Source organism: Halomonas sp. (genome assembly GCF_029263665.1).
Classification (GTDB): Bacteria; Pseudomonadota; Gammaproteobacteria; order Pseudomonadales; family Halomonadaceae; genus Halomonas.
The window spans coordinates 1-19,542 of sequence record NZ_JAJUFQ010000025.1 but is presented as its reverse complement, the minus strand read 5'-3'; the positions used below and the strand labels follow the sequence as shown (position 1 = coordinate 19,542).

Genomic DNA, 19,542 nt, shown 5'->3' with positions numbered 1-19,542 from the left:
TCATGCGTTTGCTGCTGGCTCAAACCTTTCCTGAACGCGGCAACATCGAAGCCAACCTTGCCGACATCGCTCGCCTGTGCGAACAGGCGGTGAACGCCAATGTCGACCTCGTTGCCCTCCCTGAGCTAGGCATCAGCGGGTACAACATCTTCGAGCAGCTGGATAGCCTCAGCGAGCCCATTGATGGTCCCACATCAGCCCGGCTCGCAGCACTGGCTCATCAGTATCGACTGCACTTGCTGGTCGGGCTTGCCGAACGCCAGCCCGATGGCAGCCTGGCTAACGCCGCTGTGCTGTTCGATGACCAGGGCCAGCGGCAAGCCACCTATCACAAGCGCCAGCTGTGGGATCGTGAACATGCGTTCTTCTCCCCGGGAAACGAACTCTGTGTGGTCGACACCCGCCTTGGCCGCCTGGGACTGATGATCTGCTACGACAACGAGTTTCCCGAGATGGCCCGCGCACTCGCCCAACGTGGCGCCGACATCATTCTCTCGCCTACTGCCAACATGGTGCCCAACGCAGAACGCCAGCAGTTGCAGATCCGCACGCGTGCGATGGACAACCAGTGTTTCGTGGCCTGCATCAACCGTGCCGGTCAGGAAGACGAACTGCATTACTGCGGGCATAGCCTCATTGCTGGCCCGGACGGAGAGGTTCTCGGACTGCTGGGTGCCGAGCCAGGCACGCTGATCGTCGATATCGACCTTGAACGCATCACCGAGAGCCGCAAGCAACAGGATTATCTGCGGGACCTGCGATCCACGCCGGAGCTAGCCACATGACGCACTTTCATGTTTCCAGAGGAGAGGCACGCAACTGGTATCGCACCAGACACCTGGCAGATGGCATCACACTGATCGATGAACCCGCGATCAAGCCGTTCTACCGTTGCAATATCTGGCATGTCCGCGGTAGGGAGCGTGATCTGGTCGTCGACTTCGGGCTTGGCGCCGTTCCCCTGCGTCAGAGCGTTGCCTTGCTAGCGGAGCGGGAGGTTCTGGCGGTGGCCAGTCACACCCATTTCGATCACATTGGCGCCGCCCATGAATTCGATAGCTGCCTGGTGCACCGCGATGAGGCCGATATCCTGCGGCAGCCCGACAACAAGAGAACCCTGGCCAGCCAGTTTCTCGACGACAGCATGTTCGATGCGCTGCCTCCTGAGCCTTACTCGCACAGTGGGTACCACATTCCCGCACCGCCTGAGGTCAGGATGCTCGAGGATGGCGATATTCTCGACCTCGGCGATCGCCGGTTCAGCGTTATCCATACCCCCGGTCATTCCCCGGGAGGCATCACGTTATGGGAGTCCGAGACCGCCACCCTGATCTCCGGCGACATCATCTATGACGGAGAACTGATCGAGGATGCCTACCACAGCAATCTGCAGGATTATGCCGCGAGCCTGCGCCGCTTGAATGCACTGCCTGTACGCACGGTTCATGGCGGACACTTTCCGAGCTTTTCGGGACAGCGCTTGCATGAACTGATCGACCATTGGCTACGGGCTCACCAACTCTAGAGTCCTACTGGCCAGCCACGACGTCCCATGAGATTTCCCCATGCAACGACTCACTCAACAATTCATTGGTAACCACTGGGTGGAAAGCCACGGTGCTCGCCGCTTGGCCGTCACCGATCCTTATCGCCAGGAACAGATTGCTGAACTCACCGCCGGCGATCCTGCTGATGTCGATGCAGCCGTCGCAGCGGCTCGTCAGGCTCTGCCAATATGGCAGGGCCTGGGCGGCTATCGTCGCGGCGCTTATCTGGATGCCTTTGCCGATGCCCTGACCGAGCGCCGTGAAGCATTGATGCGCCTGTCCGCGATCAACAACGGCAAGCCTCTGGCCGAGGCCGGCATCGACCTGGATGATGCCATTGCCTGCTATCGCTATTACGCCGATCAGGCGCGAGCCCTGGAGCAGCGTCAGGGAAGGCTTGTCGAACATGCCATGGACGGCGTCGAAGCCCGCACCTACGAAGACCCGGTGGGCGTGGTCGGCCTGATCACGCCATGGAACTTCCCGCTGGTCACCAGCGCCTGGAAAATTGCACCGGCACTGGCTGCGGGTTGCACCATTGTCTTCAAACCTTCGGAAGTGACACCATTGCCGGAGCAGACATTGGCCGAAATTGCCCTGGAGATTGACCTTCCCGCGGGCGTCTTCAACCTGGTTCATGGCGATGGCCAAGGCATCGGTGCTCCATTATCAGCGCATCCGGGAGTGGACAAACTGTCCTTCACCGGCAGCAATGCCGTGGGGGAAAAGGTCATGCTCGCCGCTGCCAAGGGCATTCGTGGCGTGTCTCTTGAGCTGGGCGGCAAATCGCCGATTCTGGTTCTGGATGATGCTGATATCGAGCAGGCCGCGGATTGGGTCATGGCCGGCATCTATTTCAACTCTGGCCAGATCTGCTCGGCGACCTCACGCCTGATTGTGCACCAGTCACTGGCCGAAGGCCTGTATGCGGCCCTGGCCGTACGCATGGATGCCATTCGCCTGGGTGACCCACTGGCCGAAGACACCGACCTGGGCCCCATGACCAGCGCACGCCAGCGCCAGGCCGTGGAAGACTATCTTGCCATTGCCCGTGACGAAGGTCTGGTTGCCGTGCGTGATGCCAGCCACCGTCAGCTCCCCGCTCAGGGCGAGTTCATTGCTCCCACCCTGTTCCGCGATGTTCCGACCGACAGCCGACTGTGGCGCGAGGAAATCTTCGGCCCGGTACTGTGCGCGCGCTCTGCGGCCAGTGAAGAAAAAGCCATTCAACTGGCCAACGACAGCGACTTCGGTTTGGCGGCCACTGTCATCTCCAGTGATGTCGAACGTGCCCGCCGAGTCGGCCGTCAACTGCGTGCAGGCAGCATCTGGTACAACAGTGAGCAGATCGTCATGCCTGAAGCCAGCTGGGGCGGCTTCGGTATCAGCGGCATCGGCCGCGAACTGGGCCCCTGGGGTCTGGCGGGCTACCTCGCAGTGAAGCATCTGATCGGGCCGGTATAACCCTGGATAGCGTAAGAATGGAGTATCTCATCCAGTCAAACTGGATGAGATACCTGCAGCACCATGCTTATCAGTTCAAAGAGCCCAGCCAGAAGACTTGAAAAAGCGACATCACAACGTCAGGCGCGGTGCAATGACATCCAGGAAGGCTTGAATGCGTACCGACATGGCGGTGTTACGATAGTACACCGCCTGAACCTGCTCGCGGGCGCCACCATGCCGCATCAGCTCGCTGAGTACGGGCTTGAGGCGCCCGGCCCTGACATCCTCGCCGATCATGAAGTTTGACAGGCAGGCAATACCCTGGCCTGCCAGGCACAGCTGACGGACGACTTCACCACTGGATGAAGCCAGTGTCGGCGCTATCTCGCCATCCAGCCCATCCACCGGCCACTGGTTGAGGACGTTCGAGCCGAGAAAGCCAATACGCTGATGATGGACAAGGTCCGCGGAGGATACTGGTGTCCCGGCGCTGGCTAGATAGTCGGGGCTGGCGACCAGATACAGGCGCGAACGCCCCAGCAACCTGGCATGCAACGAGGAATCCGTCAGTGCACCGATGCGAATGGCAACATCCGTGCGTTGTTCGAGTAGGTTGATGATATCATCACTGGCCGTCAGCTCCAGCTCAATGGCGGGATAACGCTGGCGGAACTCGGCTACCAGAGGCACTAGCTGATGCAGCACAAAGGGGCTGGCAGCATCGACTCGCAAGCGACCACGCGGCTCACCCTGGGCCAGTGACAAGGCTTCCTCGGCAGCATTGAGCTGCTCGAGTCCTGTACGTACTTCATCGACAAAGCAACGTCCTTCGGCCGTCAACGCGACACTGCGCGTGGTACGGTTGAGCAGCGGCACCTGCAGATTATGTTCAAGCCGCTGAATGGCACGTGATACACGGGCAACGGGAATATCCAGGCGCTGCGCTGCGGCACTGAAGCCTCCAGCATCCACTACCGCCAGCAAGAGTTCCAGATCATCGGAGCGAGTTTTCATCCAGGCCAATTATCTCGATTTGTACAAAGGTATTTTCCCGAATATAGCATTTATCGAAAAAGTTTCTCCCGCCACACTGCGCCGCATTCACAGGACGCCAGCGTCCTTGCCATTGTTTCGGGAGAGTTCTCCATGCCTATTGCCCTGTTCGCGCTTACCCTGAGCGCCTTTGCCATTGGCACCACCGAGTTCGTGATCGTCGGACTGGTGCCCACCATTGCCTCTGATCTGGCTGTCAGCCTGCCTTCAGCGGGCCTGCTGGTCAGTCTCTATGCACTCGGCGTTGCCATCGGTGCACCGGTGCTCACCGCATTGAGCAGTCGCTTCAACCGCAAGTGGGTACTCCTTGCACTGATGAGCCTGTTCATTGCAGGAAATCTGCTGGCCTGGCAAGCGCCAGGCTATGGTTCCTTGATTGCGGCTCGCGTGCTGACCGGACTGGCCCACGGTGTGTTCTTCTCCATTGGTTCGACCATTGCCACCAGCCTGGTCAGCAAGGACAAGGAAGCCAGCGCCATTGCCATCATGTTCACCGGCCTGACCGTGGCACTGGTAACAGGAGTGCCTCTGGGCACCTGGATCGGCCAGCACTTTGGCTGGCGCGCAACGTTCCTGGTGGTGTCGTTGCTCGGTGTCATCGCTCTGCTCGGAAGTGCACTGCTGGTACCACGCAATCTCAAGCGTCCAGCTCCCGCCAGTCTCTCCCAGCAACTCAAGGTATTGACCCATCCGCGTCTGCTGCTGGTCTATGCAATTACCATCCTGGGGTATGGTGGCACTTTCACTGCTTTCACCTTCCTCGCTCCCATCCTTGAGCAGGTCAGCGGCTTCAGCAGCAACAGCGTCAGCTTGATCATGCTGGTATATGGTGCTTCGGTCGCCATAGGTAACCTGTATGGAGGAAAGCTCGCCGACCGCCAAGGCCCTATCGGTGCTCTGTACCTCATCTTCGCCGGCCTGGCGCTGATTCTGTTGACCTTCGCTTTCACTGCGCCACATCCGCTGACTGCCATTCTCACTATCGTGGTCTGGGGAGCCTTTGCCTTTGGTAATGTCCCGGGGCTCCAGGTCTATGTGGTACAGCTGGCCGAGCGCTATGTCCCGGAAGCCGTGGACGTCGCCTCAGGATTGAATATCGCGGCGTTCAACATCGGCATTGCCCTGGGTTCGCTGGTCGGAGGCTGGACTGTCGATACCATGGAGCTCACCGACACGGCCTGGATCGGCGCGATCATCGTACTGTTTGCCCTGCTGGCCACTCGTCTGTCTGGTGTCCTGGACCAGCGCCGCATGACTCGCTTGCCCAGCACTCAGTAAATTTGCATGCTAACTTTACAAGACCGATTCGTATCACCCCTGCAACCCATAAAGATAGAGCTGCCATGACAACTGCAATTCCCAATCCCGGACTGGGTACCTTTCGCCTGACAGGCGACACGCTGAAATTCGCCATCGAGGAAGCGCTGAAACTCGGCTATCGCCATTTCGATACCGCTCAGTTCTATGGCAATGAAGCTGAAGTTGGCGCAACGCTGAATGACAGTGGCGTGCCGCGTGAAGAGCTCTTCATTACCACCAAGGTGTGGTGGGAACGCCTGGAGCCGGCAGATCTTAAAGCCAGTGTTGATGAAAGCCTGGAGAGGCTCGGCATGGAATATGTCGACCTGCTGCTGATTCACTGGCCTTCTCCCGGCAACGCGGTGCCAATGCAGGATTACCTGACGGCACTGAAAGAGGTCAAGGAGGCAGGAAAAGCCCGCCATATCGGCATCTCCAACTTCACTATCACCCAGGTCAGTCAGGCCGTGGAGATCCTCGGAGAAGGGGAAATTCTCACTAATCAAATCGAGATACACCCGTTCCTGCAGAACCGTGAGCTGGTCGCTCATTGCCAACGCCATGGCATCACGCCGACCGCCTTCATGCCCTTGGCAGTGGGCAAGGTGATGGATGATGAAACGCTCAAGGGTATCGCTGAACGCCACGCGGTCAGCCCTGCACAGATTGCTATCGCCTGGTTGAATCAGCTCGGTATTCCCACCTTCCCGTCCTCCACCAAGGCAAAAAACCTGAAAAGCAATATCGAGGCGCTGAAGCTGCAGTTGTCCGATGATGAAATGGCGGCCATTGCCAGCCTGGACCGTGGTGAGCGTGTTGCCAACCCGGACTTTGCCCCCGAGTGGGATCAGTAATCGATCAACTCTCTAGAAACTCTCTCATCATTCTCTGATGCGAACCTTCTGCGCCCGGTCGAGCAGAGCTGACCGGGCGCAGGAGTTTGTCGACAGGCAAAGTCAACCCAGCGACAGGTGTGTGTTTCATCGACACATGGGAGCAGACAACGACTAGCCGAGGCCCACGCCTCTTGCCATGAGAACGGCCAGCAGCGGAATCACGATGATGCCAAACAGCTCAATGCGCAGCAGCACAGGGATCAGGCGCGGGACGGAAACCGACGCAGAGGCACTCCGGCGATGCCTGGTAAGAAAGATCGTTGGATAGATCGACAGCAGAGCCAGCAGGATGAACAGGGTCACCTTGGCATGAAACACCGGATTGGCAGTGTAAAATCCGGCGGGCTTCCCCACCAGCAGCCACATCGTCAGCCCGGTTGCCAACACCACTAATGCTGAAATGCCATAAATGGCATCCACCCTCGCCAGTCGGCGCAGCTCTTCCGCCAGCAACTCCCCTTTCAACAGCAGGTGTTCCACCACCAGCATGGATACCAGCACCAGAATCCCCATGAAGTGTAGATAACGTATCGACAGTTCAAGCATATTGCTTCTCCCTACACTTTTCTGGTGGCGCCTTCCATTCAGGAGACCGCACGCATTTTCCCTCCATCTTCCAGGCTCTCACCATCCCGGGCAATGCGTACCTTGGCAGGTAACACGGGGGGATGGGCAATGCATTCAGCATCAAGATCATGACTGATATGCGTCAGGTAGGCCCGGGGTGGATCCAGACGGGTAATGATTTCCAGAGCCTGGGTGATGGTGTTGTGATTACGTGGATGAGTATGGGAGGCCGGGTGGCAGGCGTCCAGGATGATCACGTCGGCCCCCCAATCGCGCAGAAAGCGCTCGGTTTCCACTGGCAGCCCCAAGGTATCGGTCAGGTACGCCAGGCGTGTGCCGCCATCGTCCAGACAATACCCCAGGGTCGGTTTACTGTGATTGAGCGGTACCGGTGTCACGGAGAGAGAATCCAGTTTCAAGGTCTTGAATGGCTTGAGCCCGGGCTGAAAATCCAGCACGCCATGGTTGCGGTAGAGGTCCGCACAGCCCTGCGCATCCTTGGGGCCATATACCGGGATGGACGCTCCCGTTCCCCAGCGCAGGTGAAAAAGCCCCTGCACGTGGTCCGCATGGTAATGGGTGATGAAAAAGGCGGCAGGCCGTTCCAGCTCACAACTGTGGGCCAGATCGGTACGCCCGGCATCCAGCAGATAGCGCTTCCCGTCTACCCATACCTCAGCGCAGCAAGGACCACGCTGATGACTGGTAAATACGCGTGCCTTGGTACAGGCGACGCAGTCACAGCCAAAACGTGGCACCTGAGCACTGTCGCCAGTGCCGATGAAGCGAAACTCCATGGCCTCTCCATTCCCAGTTACAAGTTCTGGTTACAAGTTCTGGTTACAAGCTCTTGCCACACTTGCTCTTGTGACATCCGGCATCCGTGCTATCGATAAGCTCGGCCAAGGCCTCCAGGCTCTGTTGCAGGGTGCCACCATTATCAATCCGCGCCAGTTCAGGATGCTCGCGGGCCAACTCCTCCTCGATTTCCAGGTGCCGCGCCAGGCGATCGGCAATCTGCTCCGGAGTCTCGCGACCGCGTTGCTCAAGACGCTCTCGCAACACGGCCGTGGACGCCGTGACCACGACCGGCAGAAGGGTCGTCCCGAAACGTTCCCATGCCTGAGGCAAGGCCCTCCTGCTGCCATTGAGCAATACATGGGTACCACGCCGACACCAATCCTCTACTTCCGTGCCTACGCCATAACACAACCCATGAGCGCGCCAATGCAGACAGAACATTCTCAGCGCCTGCCGCTTGGCAAACTCGGCTTCACTCAACGTCACACAGCGCTCGGTCGTGCCACTATCCCGAGTGATATAACGGTGGGCAACCAGCCAGTCCGGGCGCACCTTGCGCGCTTCATTCAGCAGGCTGTCCTTGCCCACGCCACTGGCGCCGATCAGATAGATGAGTCTGCCCATCAGTGCACCTGCCGGCCGGCGCACCACACCCGCTGTACCAGCGGATGACCATCGACCTCACGCACGCGGACCAGGTCGGCACGTAGCCCTGCCGCAATCCGCCCGCGATCCGTCAGACCCACCGCCTCGGCCGGGTGGCGAGTGGCACAGGCCACGGCACGCGGCAGTGGGTAGCCATCCTCCATGGCAGCGATACGGAATATGGCGTCAAGCAAGGCGGCCGGGTAGTAATCGGAAGACAGCACATCGAGCACGCCTAGACGCACAAGTTCTACCGCGGCAATGTTGCCGGAATGTGACCCTCCGCGAACCACGTTGGGTGCTCCCATCATCACCGCCAGGCCATTACGATGAGAGGCCACGGCCGCCTCGCGGGTAGTGGGGAATTCAGCCACTTGGGTGCCATACTCGACGCTCTCGGCCACATGCTCCACCGTGGCATCATCATGACTGGCCAGCGCGATGCCACGCTCCCGGCAAATCGCGGCAATGGCCTGGCGATTGGCACTGGAATACTGGGCGCTGTTGGCCAGCTGGCGTTCAATGAAGGCATCCATGCTGGCATCATCCAGACGATGCTTGCCCTGGTAGTAGGTGCGGTAGGCATCCAGGCTGACGAACTGACGCTGTCCCGGCGAATGGTCCATCAGTGACACCAGCCCCAGATTCGACGTCTCCAGCAATGATGTGAAGCGTTCCAGCGTATCGGGATGACACACTTCACAGCGCAGGTGGAGATAGTGTTCGACCCGGGATATGCCACTGCGCGAGATGTCCTCCAGCGAGGCCACCATCTCGCCCAGGGCCCCATGGCGCATGCTCTGTTCATCGACATCGCCGATGGAAACCGCATCGAATACGGTGGTGATACCACTGGCCGCCATCTGAGCATCATGGGCCAGGGCCGCCTGGCGGCTTGGCCAGGACACCTTGGGGCGAGGCTGGAAATACTTTTCCATGTTGTCGGTATGCAGCTCGATCATTCCGGGCATCAGAATATCGCCCTGGCAGTCCACGACTCCCGGCAGGGAAATCGGACCCTGCTCCACGGCGGCAATGTGTCCATCCTTGATCACCAGGCTGCCCGCCACGACCTCGTCATCGAGCACCAGGCGAGCGTTGGTCAAGATCTGATCATTGATACCCATCACTCGGTTTCCTCTGTCGTCGGTGAAGTGGTTTTGAGACCCGTACTTTCAAGGCCCGTGGTTTCAAGACCTGTGTTTTCAAGACCTGTGTTTGTAGTTTCAAGACAAGAGGTTTCGAGAACAGTGGCTTCGAGATGCAGCAAGCGGTCCGCAACCCGGTCACGGACATCCTCATCGTGGAAGATACCCAGCATGGCAGTCCCCCGCGCCTTCGCTTCCAGGATCAACTCGACCACCACGTCTCGGTTGGCGGCATCCAGAGAAGCCGTGGGCTCATCCAGCAGGAGCAGCGGATGCTCGGCAATGAAACCCCGAGCGATGTTGACACGCTGCTGCTCCCCGCCGGAGAAGGTGCCCGGCGCAAGGTCCCACAGACGCTCGGGCAGGTTGAGTCGCGCCAGCATCGCTTCAGCACGCTGGCGGGCCTCAACCTCGCCAGCGCCACGGCTCAATAACGGCTCCATCACGACTTCCCGGGTACTGACTCGCGGAACCACTCGCAGGAACTGGCTGACATAACCGATCACGTCGCGACGCAGCACATGCCAAGCGTGGGCGGGCAGGGTCGAAAGCTCCAGTTCGCCGCTGTCAGAGCCATCAGCGTGGTCAGAGCCATCAGCGTAGTCAGAGCCATCAGCGTGGTCTGAGCCATCTTCGCTATCAAAATGCAGCGTCAGGCGGCCGGCAGAAACCCGGTAGTTGCCGTTGACCATCTTCAACAGCGTGCTCTTGCCGATACCGCTGCGGCCGGCCAGCACCAGGCACTCTCCTGGCGCCAGTTGAAGGTTGAGGTCATGCATTACCACTAGATGCTGACCGCCCTGGGAATGCAGCGTGAAGCTCTTGGAAAGTGCTTCGGCACTCAGAAAAGGTTTGATCATGGCTGTCATCTTGGGCACCTGTCAGGGAGTCAACACGGAGGACACCAGCAACTGGGTATACGGATGCTGTGGGTCATCGAGGATCTGGTCAGTCAGGCCGGATTCGACGACCCTGCCTTGCCGCATTACCAGCAGGCGGTGGGACAGCAGACGCGCCACAGCCAGATCGTGGGTGACCAGAATCACTGACAGCCCCAGCTCACGGGTCAGCGTACGCAGCATGTCGAGCAGACGTGCCTGCACCGATACGTCCAGTCCCCCGGTCGGTTCGTCCATGAATACCAGGCGCGGTTGAGTGACCAAGGTACGAGCAATCTGCAGGCGTTGTTGCATGCCACCGGAAAATGTCCGAGGCGCATCATCGATACGGCGTGGATCGAGCTCCACTCGTGCCATCCAGTCCTGCCCTGCAGCACGCAGGTTGCCGTAGTGGCGTTGCCCCAGTGCCATCAGGCGTTCACCGACATTGGCACCGGCGGACACCCCCAGACGCAATCCATCGCGAGGATTCTGGTGCACCAGCCCCCATTCCATGCGCAATAGGGCCCTGCGGCGTGCTTCACTGATGGCATACAGGTCAAGCTCACCTGCCTGGCCGGCGCTGCTGCCTTCCTGGCTGTGGTAAATCACCTGGCCATGGTCCGGCTTTTCCAGGCCGGACAAGGTCCGCAGCAATGTCGACTTGCCAGAGCCGGACTCACCGACAATTCCCAGGACCTCGCCTTGATGCAGGGTGAACTCGATGTCCTGACACCCCTGGTTGGGGCCATACAGGCGTGTGATGCCACGTGCTTCCAGCAAGGCGGGGCGATCCAGTTCCGGGCGCTTCATGCCATCTCCTCCGCACTCTTGGGTTTACGATCGAGTGGCTGACCGTCGTGTGATGGATCGTCGTATAATTGAGCCTCACTGCCAGACCGACTCTGGCAGTAATCGGTATCCGAGCACACGAACATGCGGCCGCCAGCATCATCGATGATCACTTCATCGAGATAGCTGTCGGTGGCACCGCAAATCGCGCAGGGCTCATCCCATACCTGAACCTCGAAGGGGTGGTCCTCGAAGTCCAGACTCTTGACCCGGGTGTAGGGAGGGATGGCATAAAGGCGCTTCTCGCGGCCTGCGCCGAACAACATCAACGCTTCGTTCATATGCAACTTGGGATTGTCGAACTTGGGTATCGGCGATGGGTCCATCACATAGCGTTCATCCACCTTGACCGGGTAGGCATAGGTCGTCGCGATATGCCCATGGCGTGCGATGTCCTCGTAGAGCTTGACGTGCATCACGCCGTATTCCTCGAGGGCATGCATCACGCGGGTTTCCTCTTCGCTGGGCTCGATGAAGCGCAATGGCTCGGGGATCGGCACCTGGAATACCAGGATCTGATCCTTGGTCAGTGCCTTTTCGGGAATACGATGACGAGTCTGAATCACACTGGCCTCGGACGTGGCCGTCGTGGTCTTCACCCCAGCCACACGTTCGAAGAAGGCACGAATACTGACCGCGTTGGTGGTGTCATCCGCCCCCTGGTCAATCACCTTGAGCACATCATCTGCCCCGAGAATACTGGCCGTCAGTTGCATGCCTCCCGTTCCCCAGCCATAGGGCATTGGCATTTCACGCCCGCCGAAGGGGACCTGGTACCCGGGAATCGCTACCGCCTTGAGCAATGCACGACGAATCATGCGTTTGGTCTGTTCATCCAGGTAGGCGAAGTTGTAACCATCGTTATAACCTGTATTCATGGCATCACCGTTGGCCACGTCATTGCGATGACTCATTGGGCAGCCTCCTCGACAGCAGTACGCAGGCTCTCCTGACCTGCCGGCGACGCTTCGGAAGAGGACGCTTCAGCTTCTTCATGCTGCTGGACATATCCACGCCGTAGCCGACGCAACAGTTCCAGCTCGGATTGAAAGTCGACGTAATGCGGCAGTTTCAGGTGAGAAACAAAGCCCGAGGCCTCGACGCTGTCGGCATGAGCCAGCACGAATTCCGCCTGCTGGGCAGGACCTTGAATCGGCTCGCCCAGCTCCTCGGCACGCAAGGCACGATCAACCAGCGCCATGGCCATGGTCTTGCGCTCATTGCGACCAAAGGCCAGGCCATAGCCACGTGTGAACTGCGGTGCTGTGGTACGGGACCCGGCAAACTGATTGATCATCTGGCATTCCGTCATCATGATCTCGCCGATGCACAGAGGCTCATCGAAACCTTCGACCTCGATTTCCACTTCCACTGAACCCTGGCGAATTTCCCCGGCAAAAGGATGATTGCGCCCATAGCCGCGCTGGGTGGAATACCCCAAAGCCAGCAGGTAACCCTCATCACCCCGGGCCAGCATCTGCAGACGCGTAGCACGATCGACAGGGAAATCCGGCGGATCCCGGGTGATGTCATAGGGCATCGCGCCATCGTCCACTTCTTGCTCGATCAGGCCCTCTGCATCAAGGCTGTCGAGAATCTGGGGACAGGCTTCCAGGGCCTCTTCGGCGCGGGCAGGTTCGGGCACCTCTCCTTCTGCCAGCAGCATGAAATCGAGCAGACGGTGGGTATAGTCGTAGGTCGGGCCAAGCACTTGCCCACCAGGCACATCCTTGAAGGTGGCACTGATGCGGCGTTCGATGTGCATGGCACTGGTTTCCACCGGGAGCGTTTCGGCCAGGCGCGGCAAGGTCGTGCGATAGGCACGCAGCAGGAAGACCGCTTCCACCAGGTCTCCACTGGCCTGCTTGAATGCCAGTGCAGCCAGTTCTGGGTCGTAGAGCGAGGCTTCTGCCATCACCCTGTCGACCGCCAGGCCCAACTGTTCTTCTACCTGCGCAGTACCCAGTTCTTCCTGTTGGCGATTTCCACGCCGGCGATCTGCCATCCAGCGGTGAGCGTTGGCGATCGCTTTCTCTCCTCCCTTGACGGCAACGTACATCAGGCCACCTCCTCTTCTGCATGCTGCGGCGCGTTCACGCTGGGCATGATCGCGGTGCTGCGAGGAATCGCCGTGATCCGGCTTCCTGCGGCAATGAAAGCATCCAGCCCACAGGGAAAACTGGTGCGATTGGCCATCAGGCGCTGCATCAGAGCAGTGACGCCATCGCCACCGATATGCAGGCCACGACGATCAGGAATACCGGGACCGGAAAGCTGCCAATCTTCCCCGGTCTCGACGGACTCCACGGCGACAATCAGTGTCGTACTGCGGTCGGGATAAGCGTCTATTCCTTCGGCGAAGCACAGCGGCTCACCCAGGGTCGACGGCAGGATCAAGGCAAAGTCGGCTTCTTCAGCTACCTGTGTCACACGGGCACCGGTATGGAAGGCGATCGCTGCCGCCAGGCCTGACGCCTCGATCCTCGCATCGATCCAGATACGGGTATCCAGGTCACACAGCGTCAGCACCGCGGCCCAGGCCGCCGACGGAATACCAACACCATCAGGCAACGCCGCCATGTCCAGCTCGACAAGGGAGCCTGGCTCGGCCATCGCCCCTAGCAACTGACGGAACACCTGCTGGCCATGGTGAACAGCGTCATTCAGCGCCGGCCAGTCGTGGACTCGCACACTATCGTCAAATTGCGTCATGGCTTATTCCCCCCGGACCATGGTGAAGAAATCGACCCGAGTCGCTGCAGCAGCCTTCGATCTTTCCTCACGCTCATGCTGCAATACGTCTGCCAGTGGCTCGGCAAGTTCGGTATCGATGCGTCGTCCCCAATTGTCGTGACGGGCACAGGCATCAATGACAGCAATCATCTCGGCATGCGCCTTGTCGCGCCCGGCGACCCAGCCATGCCCCAGCGTCCCGTCTTCCAGCGCCACACTGGCCCGGGTCAGTGTCATCTCTCCCAGGTTGAAGGCATTACCTGAGCCGCCCATGCGGCCACGCACCATGGTCATGCCGGTTTCCGGGCCTCGCACACAGCGATGGCTGACCCGGATGCCCAGGGTCTGCCAATGCGCTGCAAGACGGTCGAAAGGGGTCAACGCGAAAATGCGATGACGCTGTGCGGGAGTCATTCGGTATCTCCTTGCTCAGTGTGGTTCGTGACAGAAAGGCTCGTGACAGAACGGCTCTCGGCCGCTCCACCGTCGGGCACACCAGAGTCCCCATGGTCGAAATCAAAGTGGTAGGCAATACGATCGGCCCTGGCTCGGCTGACGGAGACTTCCACCAGACGGCCATCGCCATCGACGTTGTCACTGGTCAGCACCAATAGCGGCGCCAGATGGGGGCATTGCAGCAACCGACAGTCTTCGGGGCCGGCCTGGCTGGCTTCAAGACGTACTCGCGAACGGGTCAGGGTCAGACCATAGTGCTGGGCCAGTACGGCACGCGTGGAGCCTCCGCGGTAACGCTGCTGCCACCCCGGAACACGCTCAGGGTCGAACCAGTGGCGCAGACGCAACACCACGGCCCCATCGACACTGCGCAAGGTGTCCACACACAGCAGGGGATGATCAGGTGATACACCAAAGCGTTGGGCGATGGCCTCGGGAGGTTGCAGCAATCCCTGACTCAAGCATTGGGTCTGTGTATCGAGCCCTAGCTCCGCCAGGTTATGGGTCACCTTGCTGCCTGCATTCACTGCGTAATCGAGGCGGCGGTCCACCACCTGGGTGCCTCGCCCCTGATGGCGCGTGACTATCCCCGCGGCAACCAGCTCATCCAGCGCCCGGCGTACCGTATGACGATTGACAGCAAAACGCTTGGCCAGCACTGCCTCGCTGGGCAGCAGGTCACCTGGTGAAAAGTCACTGCGGACTTCCCGAGCCAAGGTGTCTGCTAGCTGTCGATACCTCGGTTTGGCATCATGATCAGCAACTTGTCTAGACATCCTAACTCCTTGAAAAAGCGCCTCAGATGAAGCGCTTGCGCACTCGCTGGGAAGCCATGTCCAGCGCGGTCACGGCAACGATGATCACCAGCATGATGGTGGCCGTTTCGGCGTACTGGAAACCACGCATGGTTTCCCACAGCGCAACACCAATACCCCCTCCCCCGACCATGCCCAGCACGGTGGCCGAGCGAATGTTCGATTCAAAACGATACAAGCTGACCGAAATCCACAGCGGCAGTACTTGAGGAATCAGCCCGAAGACGATTTCCTCGATGCGCCCCGCCCCTGTGACACGAATCCCTTCCATGGGACCGGCGTCACTGGCCTCTACCGCTTCGGAGAACAGCTTGGCCAGCACACCTGTGGTATGAACAAACAGTGCCAAGGTACCGGCGAAGGGACCCAGCCCCACTGCCACCACGAACAGCATGGCAAACACCAGTTCATTGATGGCACGTGTGGCGTCCATCAACCGGCGCATCGGCTGGTACACCCACCAGGGCACCAGATTCTCTGAAGATAGCAGACTGCATGGAATGGCCACGATGATGGCCAGCAACGTGCCCCATATCGCGATCTGTATGGTGACCAGCATCAGGTCAATGTAGTGGCCAATGTTGCCCCAGGCCGGGGGAAAGAAATCCCCGGCCAGGGTGGCCATGTTACCGGCATTGGAGAACAGTAGCCCCGGCTGCATCTCGGCGCCTTGCCAGGACCAGGCCAGCACGGCGAGGCCAATACCCCAAATTGCTAGCGTCACCCAGCTTCGCTTGCCATGGGCACGATCTGACAAGGCAGCATCGATCGGTGAAGTCTGAGAACTCATGGCGATATTCAGCCTGCAGTCGTGGAATTGGTTTCGGCGCCGGTATCGGCCGCCTGAATCTCACCCATGCGCTTGTCCAGCTCATCAAGCTTGGCATCGATCTCGGCAAGCCGAGCTTCCCGATCGCTGTCGGACAGGCTCTGATCCTTCTCGACCGCGGCACGCTTCTGGAACATGGCCAACTGACGGATGGGTAGCAGTTGGTCATTGCTGGACTCAGCGAAACGCGCCCACTGCAGTGGCGCCAGGATTTCCTTCTCTTCAGCGGTCTCACCGTAGCTGAGCAGGAAGTCACGCAGCTTCTGCTTGGTTTCCTCATCCAGATCGCTACGCCAGACCAGCGGATCTGATGGAATCAACGGAGACTTCCAGATCACGCGCAATTGCTCGGCCTTGTCAGGTGCCGTGATCTCCAGGCGTTCCATGCTTTCGGTATTGAAGGTCGCCACATCGACCTGCTTGTTGGCAACCGCCAGGGCATTGGTCTCATGGCTGGAATTCAGGGTACGCTTGAACGCTGTCGAAGCATCAACACCTGCTTTGGCAAAGACGTAATAACCCGGCACCAGGTAGCCAGAAGTGGAGTTGGGGTCGCCATTGCCAAACACCAGATCAGAAGCATTGGCCAGCACATCATCGACGCTCTGCAGGTCGCTATCCTTGTTGACGATCAGCAGGCTCCAGTATCCCGGTTGGCCATTTTCAGGAACGGTCTGGGCGAATACTTCACCTCCTGCACGGTCGACGGCTTCCATGGCCGATTTGTTGCCATACCAAGCCAGATCAATCTGGTCGAAGCGCATGGCTTCGATTACGGCAGCATAATCGGTGGCAAAGAACGGCTTCACTTCCATACCGATCTGCTCAGACATGTCATCGAGAAAGGGCTGCCATAAAGGCGCCTGGTTCTGACTGGACTCGGTGGAGATGATGCCGAACTTCAGTTCTTCGGCAGAGACAAGTGGTGCCACGATAGCCATGCTGGCACCCAGCACCAGCGGCAAGGTCAGTCGGCGGAGAGTCGTGAATGAGAGTGCCTTGAATGACATGAGGAATGCTCCTGTAGTGCCCGGGGGAGATCAGGCGGTTGTGGTCAGGCAGTGGTGTATTGCAATGACGGCTCACGGAACCCTTTCTCAGCTTGCTGAGCAGTGTTCTGCAATTCATCGAGGTCAGCGTTTTCATAGAGTGCCTGCAGGCGCTCGTCGGTAAGCTCGGCAATGGCATCATCGAAGTACATGCGCCCATCCTTGAGCGCGATGGCACGCTGGCAATAGCGACGTGCCACATCAACTTGATGCAGAGTGACAACCACAGTGCGACCATCCTCGGCATGGATGCGCTTGAGAATCTCCATGACTTCCCGGGCACTGCGCGGGTCAAGGGAAGCGATGGGTTCATCGGCAAGAATCACATCGGCGTCCTGCATCAGAACCCGAGCGATGGCAACACGCTGCTGCTGGCCGCCGGACAAGGTGTTGGCCCGCTGGTCAGCTAGTTCTTCCAGACCGACACGTGCCAGACAGCGTAATGCCCGGGCTTTCTCTTCCTGGTTGAAGCGCCCCAGCAAGGCCCGGCCACGGGGCATACGCCCCAGGTTTCCAGCCAGAACATTGGTCAGCACACTCAGGCGACCGACCAGATTGAATTGCTGGAAGATATATCCTGTACGACAACGTTCCTGACGCCTTGCACGCCGCATGCGGCCAGCTTTCTGTATCTCCCGCCCCAGCAGTGCAACAAGACTGCCGCCGCGACTGGCACAGGTCAGGCCGACCAAATGACGCAGCAGAGTGGACTTGCCAGAACCGGATGGCCCGATCAGAGCCACCATCTGTCCCGGGTAAACCAGAAAACTGATGTCATCGAGTACCTGACGCTGCCCGAACGATTTCTGCAGCTTCTCTACCCGGATCGCCGGCGTCACAGGTGCAACGATGGACTCCATTGCAGGAATGGACATGACGTCTCTCCTCTTTGATTGACGCCAGTGTCAGCGATGAATGTGAAGCCCAGTTGTCTAGACAATGTCAGATAGATGACATTTTTTAGCCTGAATTTCCTGCCTGCGCCCACAATTCAACATGGAGCATATAAATCAATGAGATAGAACAAAAAGCCATCTGATTGACATCCATTTGACAACAAACGAACAGCAAGAAATTTGTACGACAGACACAAAAAAGGGGACCCGCAGGATCCCCTTTCTGTTTTGTTCACGTTATCTCCATATTGGGTGTCGGCCAGTGCATTGCTGCCCTGCGCTGGCCGACCGCCCGGAGATTGTCAGTTACCAGTCAACGAACTGACGATCCGTTAGTTGACAACCAACTGGTGGTTGGCCAGCAAGGTTGCCAGGTCCGTTTGCACACCAGAGAGGGTCACGACAGTGGTCATCTCATGGGCAGAGCCGGCACCATCACGGTCAATGGCAATCTCGGTATCGCTGCCGTTCACGGTAACGCTCAGGTAATCGCTGAGATCTTCTGCGGTTATCTCAGCACCATCATCATTGCCATCGGTCGAACGACGCTCAGCAAGCAGCTCACTCAGGTCGATACGATCGGCATCGGCAGTATTATTGCCATCACCAACCGTGAAGCCGCTGATACGATCCGCACCATTACCACCGGTGGCATCCGCTGCATCCAGCAGGTGGTATACCACGGAGTCATTGCCACCGTTACCGATGGTGAAGTGCTCATCGGCCTGGGTGCTCTCCAGGGTGTCATCATCCACAGAACCAGCAACAGCCTGGTCATCGACCACCGCATCCTGTACCGGTGCTTCAGCCGATGCCAGCTGCAGAGACGGCACACCCGCATCGACAATCAGCTCAACCGAAGTCTCGGCCACGTTGCCCACATCATTGGTGGCGTGGAGTTTGATCTCGTACGTACCATCGGTCAGCGTGGCCATGTCGGCGCGACGAGTCACGATGCCCCAGGTACCATCATCGAATGTCTGGATGTTGTAGGTGAAGCCAGCAATTTCCAGATAGACGAAGTCGTGATCCAGCCCTGTGGAAGTACCGAAGACCTCCAGGTTCGTACCGTGCTCGTCAGGAGTGACAATGTTGTCACCACTGCGCGTTACCCCTTCGGTGACCGTCAAGGTCGGGAGGACGGTATCGACACGGAAGTCGTGCGAGGCAGTTCCGGTATTACCGGCCCCTTCGGTCACGCTGACAGAGACCGTCTGATCGCCGTCTGCCAGTTCAGCAACATCCGCTGCCGGCACATTCAACGCCCAACGACCATCTGCCGTTGCCGTGGTGGTGTAGGTCTTGCCGTTGAGCTCGACATACATCGTCTCACCACCGTCAAGCCCCAGGACTGTGCCGCCAATTGGCAGATCCTTGGCATGTTCAGCGGCATTGACGATGTCATCTTCCGCGATGGTATCGAAGTAGATGATCGGTGTGGTGATATCGAGAGCCACCGTACGAACGGCAGAACCGCTGTTGCCCTGGGCGTTGGTCACCGTGACATTGACGTCGATGTCGGTGTCCTTGAAGTGGCTCCAGGTGACGGGATCAATATCCACGCTCCAGGTTTTGCCATCTTCGTTCACGACCCCTGTGTAGGTGTCGCCACCCACCTTCATGACAACCTCG

21 protein-coding genes are annotated in these 19,542 nt (G+C 58.9%); 5 read left to right on the top strand and 16 right to left on the bottom strand.

The window, feature by feature from the left end:
- Positions 1-2: 2 nt before the first annotated feature.
- From Q1K07_RS18415 to Q1K07_RS18405, 3 genes are read left to right on the top strand one after another with little or no spacing between them, the layout of a single operon-like run.
- Positions 3-785 carry a carbon-nitrogen hydrolase family protein gene (locus Q1K07_RS18415; protein WP_300314435.1) on the top strand — a complete coding sequence of 261 codons (783 nt, stop codon included), beginning with the start codon at positions 3-5 and terminating at the stop codon, positions 783-785.
- On the top strand, positions 782-1,525 hold the full coding sequence (locus tag Q1K07_RS18410; RefSeq protein WP_300314432.1) for an MBL fold metallo-hydrolase: 744 nt from the start codon (positions 782-784) through the stop codon (positions 1,523-1,525). The genes Q1K07_RS18415 and Q1K07_RS18410 overlap by 4 nt, the downstream gene beginning before the upstream one ends.
- Before the next feature lie 40 nt (positions 1,526-1,565).
- Entirely contained in the window at positions 1,566-3,011 is a 1,446-nt protein-coding gene (locus Q1K07_RS18405; RefSeq protein ID WP_300314429.1) for an aldehyde dehydrogenase family protein, read from the top strand.
- 111 nt (positions 3,012-3,122) lie between these two features.
- On the opposite strand, the gene Q1K07_RS18400 is transcribed toward Q1K07_RS18405, so the two are convergent.
- Positions 3,123-4,007: a LysR family transcriptional regulator gene (locus Q1K07_RS18400; protein WP_300314426.1), complete on the bottom strand. Its 885-nt coding sequence runs from the start codon at positions 4,005-4,007 to the stop codon at positions 3,123-3,125.
- Between the two features lie 132 nt (positions 4,008-4,139).
- Here Q1K07_RS18400 and Q1K07_RS18395 point away from each other — a divergent pair, with 132 nt between their 5' ends.
- Both Q1K07_RS18395 and dkgB read left to right on the top strand, forming a co-directional pair.
- On the top strand, positions 4,140-5,324 hold the full coding sequence (locus Q1K07_RS18395) for an MFS transporter (RefSeq protein ID WP_300314423.1): 1,185 nt from the start codon (positions 4,140-4,142) through the stop codon (positions 5,322-5,324).
- Positions 5,325-5,389: 65 nt separating this feature from the next.
- Positions 5,390-6,199, top strand: a complete 810-nt coding sequence (gene dkgB / locus Q1K07_RS18390) for a 2,5-didehydrogluconate reductase DkgB (RefSeq protein ID WP_300314420.1) — start codon at positions 5,390-5,392, stop codon at positions 6,197-6,199.
- Between the two features lie 153 nt (positions 6,200-6,352).
- Here the strand turns inward: dkgB and Q1K07_RS18385 are convergent, their stop codons facing one another.
- The 15 genes from Q1K07_RS18385 to Q1K07_RS18315 all read right to left on the bottom strand — a co-directional run.
- Positions 6,353-6,787: a DUF2214 family protein gene (locus tag Q1K07_RS18385; protein ID WP_300314417.1), complete on the bottom strand. Its 435-nt coding sequence runs from the start codon at positions 6,785-6,787 to the stop codon at positions 6,353-6,355.
- 38 nt (positions 6,788-6,825) lie between these two features.
- Positions 6,826-7,605 carry a phosphonate metabolism protein PhnP gene (phnP, locus tag Q1K07_RS18380; RefSeq protein ID WP_300314414.1) on the bottom strand — a complete coding sequence of 260 codons (780 nt, stop codon included), beginning with the start codon at positions 7,603-7,605 and terminating at the stop codon, positions 6,826-6,828.
- A gap of 43 nt (positions 7,606-7,648) precedes the next feature.
- Positions 7,649-8,233: a ribose 1,5-bisphosphokinase gene (gene phnN, locus Q1K07_RS18375; protein WP_300314411.1), complete on the bottom strand. Its 585-nt coding sequence runs from the start codon at positions 8,231-8,233 to the stop codon at positions 7,649-7,651.
- Positions 8,233-9,381, bottom strand: coding sequence for an alpha-D-ribose 1-methylphosphonate 5-triphosphate diphosphatase (locus Q1K07_RS18370; RefSeq protein ID WP_300314409.1), 1,149 nt, complete (start codon positions 9,379-9,381; stop codon positions 8,233-8,235). The genes phnN and Q1K07_RS18370 overlap by 1 nt, the downstream gene beginning before the upstream one ends.
- Positions 9,381-10,262: an ATP-binding cassette domain-containing protein gene (locus tag Q1K07_RS18365; protein ID WP_300314407.1), complete on the bottom strand. Its 882-nt coding sequence runs from the start codon at positions 10,260-10,262 to the stop codon at positions 9,381-9,383. Before Q1K07_RS18365 ends, Q1K07_RS18370 begins: the two co-directional genes overlap by 1 nt.
- Before the next feature lie 21 nt (positions 10,263-10,283).
- A complete protein-coding gene (gene phnK, locus Q1K07_RS18360; RefSeq protein WP_300314404.1) occupies positions 10,284-11,093 on the bottom strand; it encodes a phosphonate C-P lyase system protein PhnK in 810 nt (269 codons plus the stop codon).
- Positions 11,090-12,046: an alpha-D-ribose 1-methylphosphonate 5-phosphate C-P-lyase PhnJ gene (locus tag Q1K07_RS18355; RefSeq protein WP_300314401.1), complete on the bottom strand. Its 957-nt coding sequence runs from the start codon at positions 12,044-12,046 to the stop codon at positions 11,090-11,092. Before Q1K07_RS18355 ends, phnK begins: the two co-directional genes overlap by 4 nt.
- On the bottom strand, positions 12,043-13,191 hold the full coding sequence (locus tag Q1K07_RS18350) for a carbon-phosphorus lyase complex subunit PhnI (protein WP_300314398.1): 1,149 nt from the start codon (positions 13,189-13,191) through the stop codon (positions 12,043-12,045). The genes Q1K07_RS18355 and Q1K07_RS18350 overlap by 4 nt, the downstream gene beginning before the upstream one ends.
- Positions 13,191-13,844 carry a phosphonate C-P lyase system protein PhnH gene (gene phnH / locus Q1K07_RS18345; RefSeq protein ID WP_300314395.1) on the bottom strand — a complete coding sequence of 218 codons (654 nt, stop codon included), beginning with the start codon at positions 13,842-13,844 and terminating at the stop codon, positions 13,191-13,193. The genes Q1K07_RS18350 and phnH overlap by 1 nt, the downstream gene beginning before the upstream one ends.
- Positions 13,845-13,847: 3 nt before the next feature.
- A complete protein-coding gene (gene phnG, locus Q1K07_RS18340) occupies positions 13,848-14,279 on the bottom strand; it encodes a phosphonate C-P lyase system protein PhnG (RefSeq protein WP_300314393.1) in 432 nt (143 codons plus the stop codon).
- The gene (gene phnF / locus Q1K07_RS18335; protein ID WP_300314390.1) at positions 14,276-15,097 is read right to left on the bottom strand and encodes a phosphonate metabolism transcriptional regulator PhnF; all 822 of its coding nucleotides are present in this window, start codon (positions 15,095-15,097) and stop codon (positions 14,276-14,278) included. Before phnF ends, phnG begins: the two co-directional genes overlap by 4 nt.
- A 22-nt stretch (positions 15,098-15,119) precedes the next feature.
- A complete protein-coding gene (gene phnE / locus Q1K07_RS18330) occupies positions 15,120-15,926 on the bottom strand; it encodes a phosphonate ABC transporter, permease protein PhnE (RefSeq protein WP_300314387.1) in 807 nt (268 codons plus the stop codon).
- Positions 15,927-15,934: 8 nt separating this feature from the next.
- Positions 15,935-16,975, bottom strand: a complete 1,041-nt coding sequence (gene phnD, locus Q1K07_RS18325; RefSeq protein WP_300314383.1) for a phosphonate ABC transporter substrate-binding protein — start codon at positions 16,973-16,975, stop codon at positions 15,935-15,937.
- A 44-nt stretch (positions 16,976-17,019) separates the two neighbouring features.
- Entirely contained in the window at positions 17,020-17,889 is an 870-nt protein-coding gene (gene phnC / locus Q1K07_RS18320; protein WP_300314380.1) for a phosphonate ABC transporter ATP-binding protein, read from the bottom strand.
- Between the two features lie 353 nt (positions 17,890-18,242).
- The coding region (locus tag Q1K07_RS18315) for an Ig-like domain-containing protein (RefSeq protein WP_300314377.1) at positions 18,243-19,542 on the bottom strand (1,300 nt) is incomplete at its 5' end.

Bases quoted from the DNA above. Each gene is read 5' to 3' on its own strand.
- Q1K07_RS18415 (WP_300314435.1), top strand. From the start codon at position 3: ATGCGTTTGCTGCTGGCTCAAACCTTTCCTGAACGCGGCAACATCGAA.
- Q1K07_RS18410 (WP_300314432.1), top strand. From the start codon at position 782: ATGACGCACTTTCATGTTTCCAGAGGAGAGGCACGCAACTGGTATCGC.
- Q1K07_RS18405 (WP_300314429.1), top strand. From the start codon at position 1,566: ATGCAACGACTCACTCAACAATTCATTGGTAACCACTGGGTGGAAAGC.
- Q1K07_RS18400 (WP_300314426.1), bottom strand. From the start codon at position 4,007: ATGAAAACTCGCTCCGATGATCTGGAACTCTTGCTGGCGGTAGTGGAT.
- Q1K07_RS18395 (WP_300314423.1), top strand. From the start codon at position 4,140: ATGCCTATTGCCCTGTTCGCGCTTACCCTGAGCGCCTTTGCCATTGGC.
- dkgB (WP_300314420.1), top strand. From the start codon at position 5,390: ATGACAACTGCAATTCCCAATCCCGGACTGGGTACCTTTCGCCTGACA.
- Q1K07_RS18385 (WP_300314417.1), bottom strand. From the start codon at position 6,787: ATGCTTGAACTGTCGATACGTTATCTACACTTCATGGGGATTCTGGTG.
- phnP (WP_300314414.1), bottom strand. From the start codon at position 7,605: ATGGAGTTTCGCTTCATCGGCACTGGCGACAGTGCTCAGGTGCCACGT.
- phnN (WP_300314411.1), bottom strand. From the start codon at position 8,233: ATGGGCAGACTCATCTATCTGATCGGCGCCAGTGGCGTGGGCAAGGAC.
- Q1K07_RS18370 (WP_300314409.1), bottom strand. From the start codon at position 9,381: ATGGGTATCAATGATCAGATCTTGACCAACGCTCGCCTGGTGCTCGAT.
- Q1K07_RS18365 (WP_300314407.1), bottom strand. From the start codon at position 10,262: ATGATCAAACCTTTTCTGAGTGCCGAAGCACTTTCCAAGAGCTTCACG.
- phnK (WP_300314404.1), bottom strand. From the start codon at position 11,093: ATGAAGCGCCCGGAACTGGATCGCCCCGCCTTGCTGGAAGCACGTGGC.
- Q1K07_RS18355 (WP_300314401.1), bottom strand. From the start codon at position 12,046: ATGAGTCATCGCAATGACGTGGCCAACGGTGATGCCATGAATACAGGT.
- Q1K07_RS18350 (WP_300314398.1), bottom strand. From the start codon at position 13,191: ATGTACGTTGCCGTCAAGGGAGGAGAGAAAGCGATCGCCAACGCTCAC.
- phnH (WP_300314395.1), bottom strand. From the start codon at position 13,844: ATGACGCAATTTGACGATAGTGTGCGAGTCCACGACTGGCCGGCGCTG.
- phnG (WP_300314393.1), bottom strand. From the start codon at position 14,279: ATGACTCCCGCACAGCGTCATCGCATTTTCGCGTTGACCCCTTTCGAC.
- phnF (WP_300314390.1), bottom strand. From the start codon at position 15,097: ATGTCTAGACAAGTTGCTGATCATGATGCCAAACCGAGGTATCGACAG.
- phnE (WP_300314387.1), bottom strand. From the start codon at position 15,926: ATGAGTTCTCAGACTTCACCGATCGATGCTGCCTTGTCAGATCGTGCC.
- phnD (WP_300314383.1), bottom strand. From the start codon at position 16,975: ATGTCATTCAAGGCACTCTCATTCACGACTCTCCGCCGACTGACCTTG.
- phnC (WP_300314380.1), bottom strand. From the start codon at position 17,889: ATGTCCATTCCTGCAATGGAGTCCATCGTTGCACCTGTGACGCCGGCG.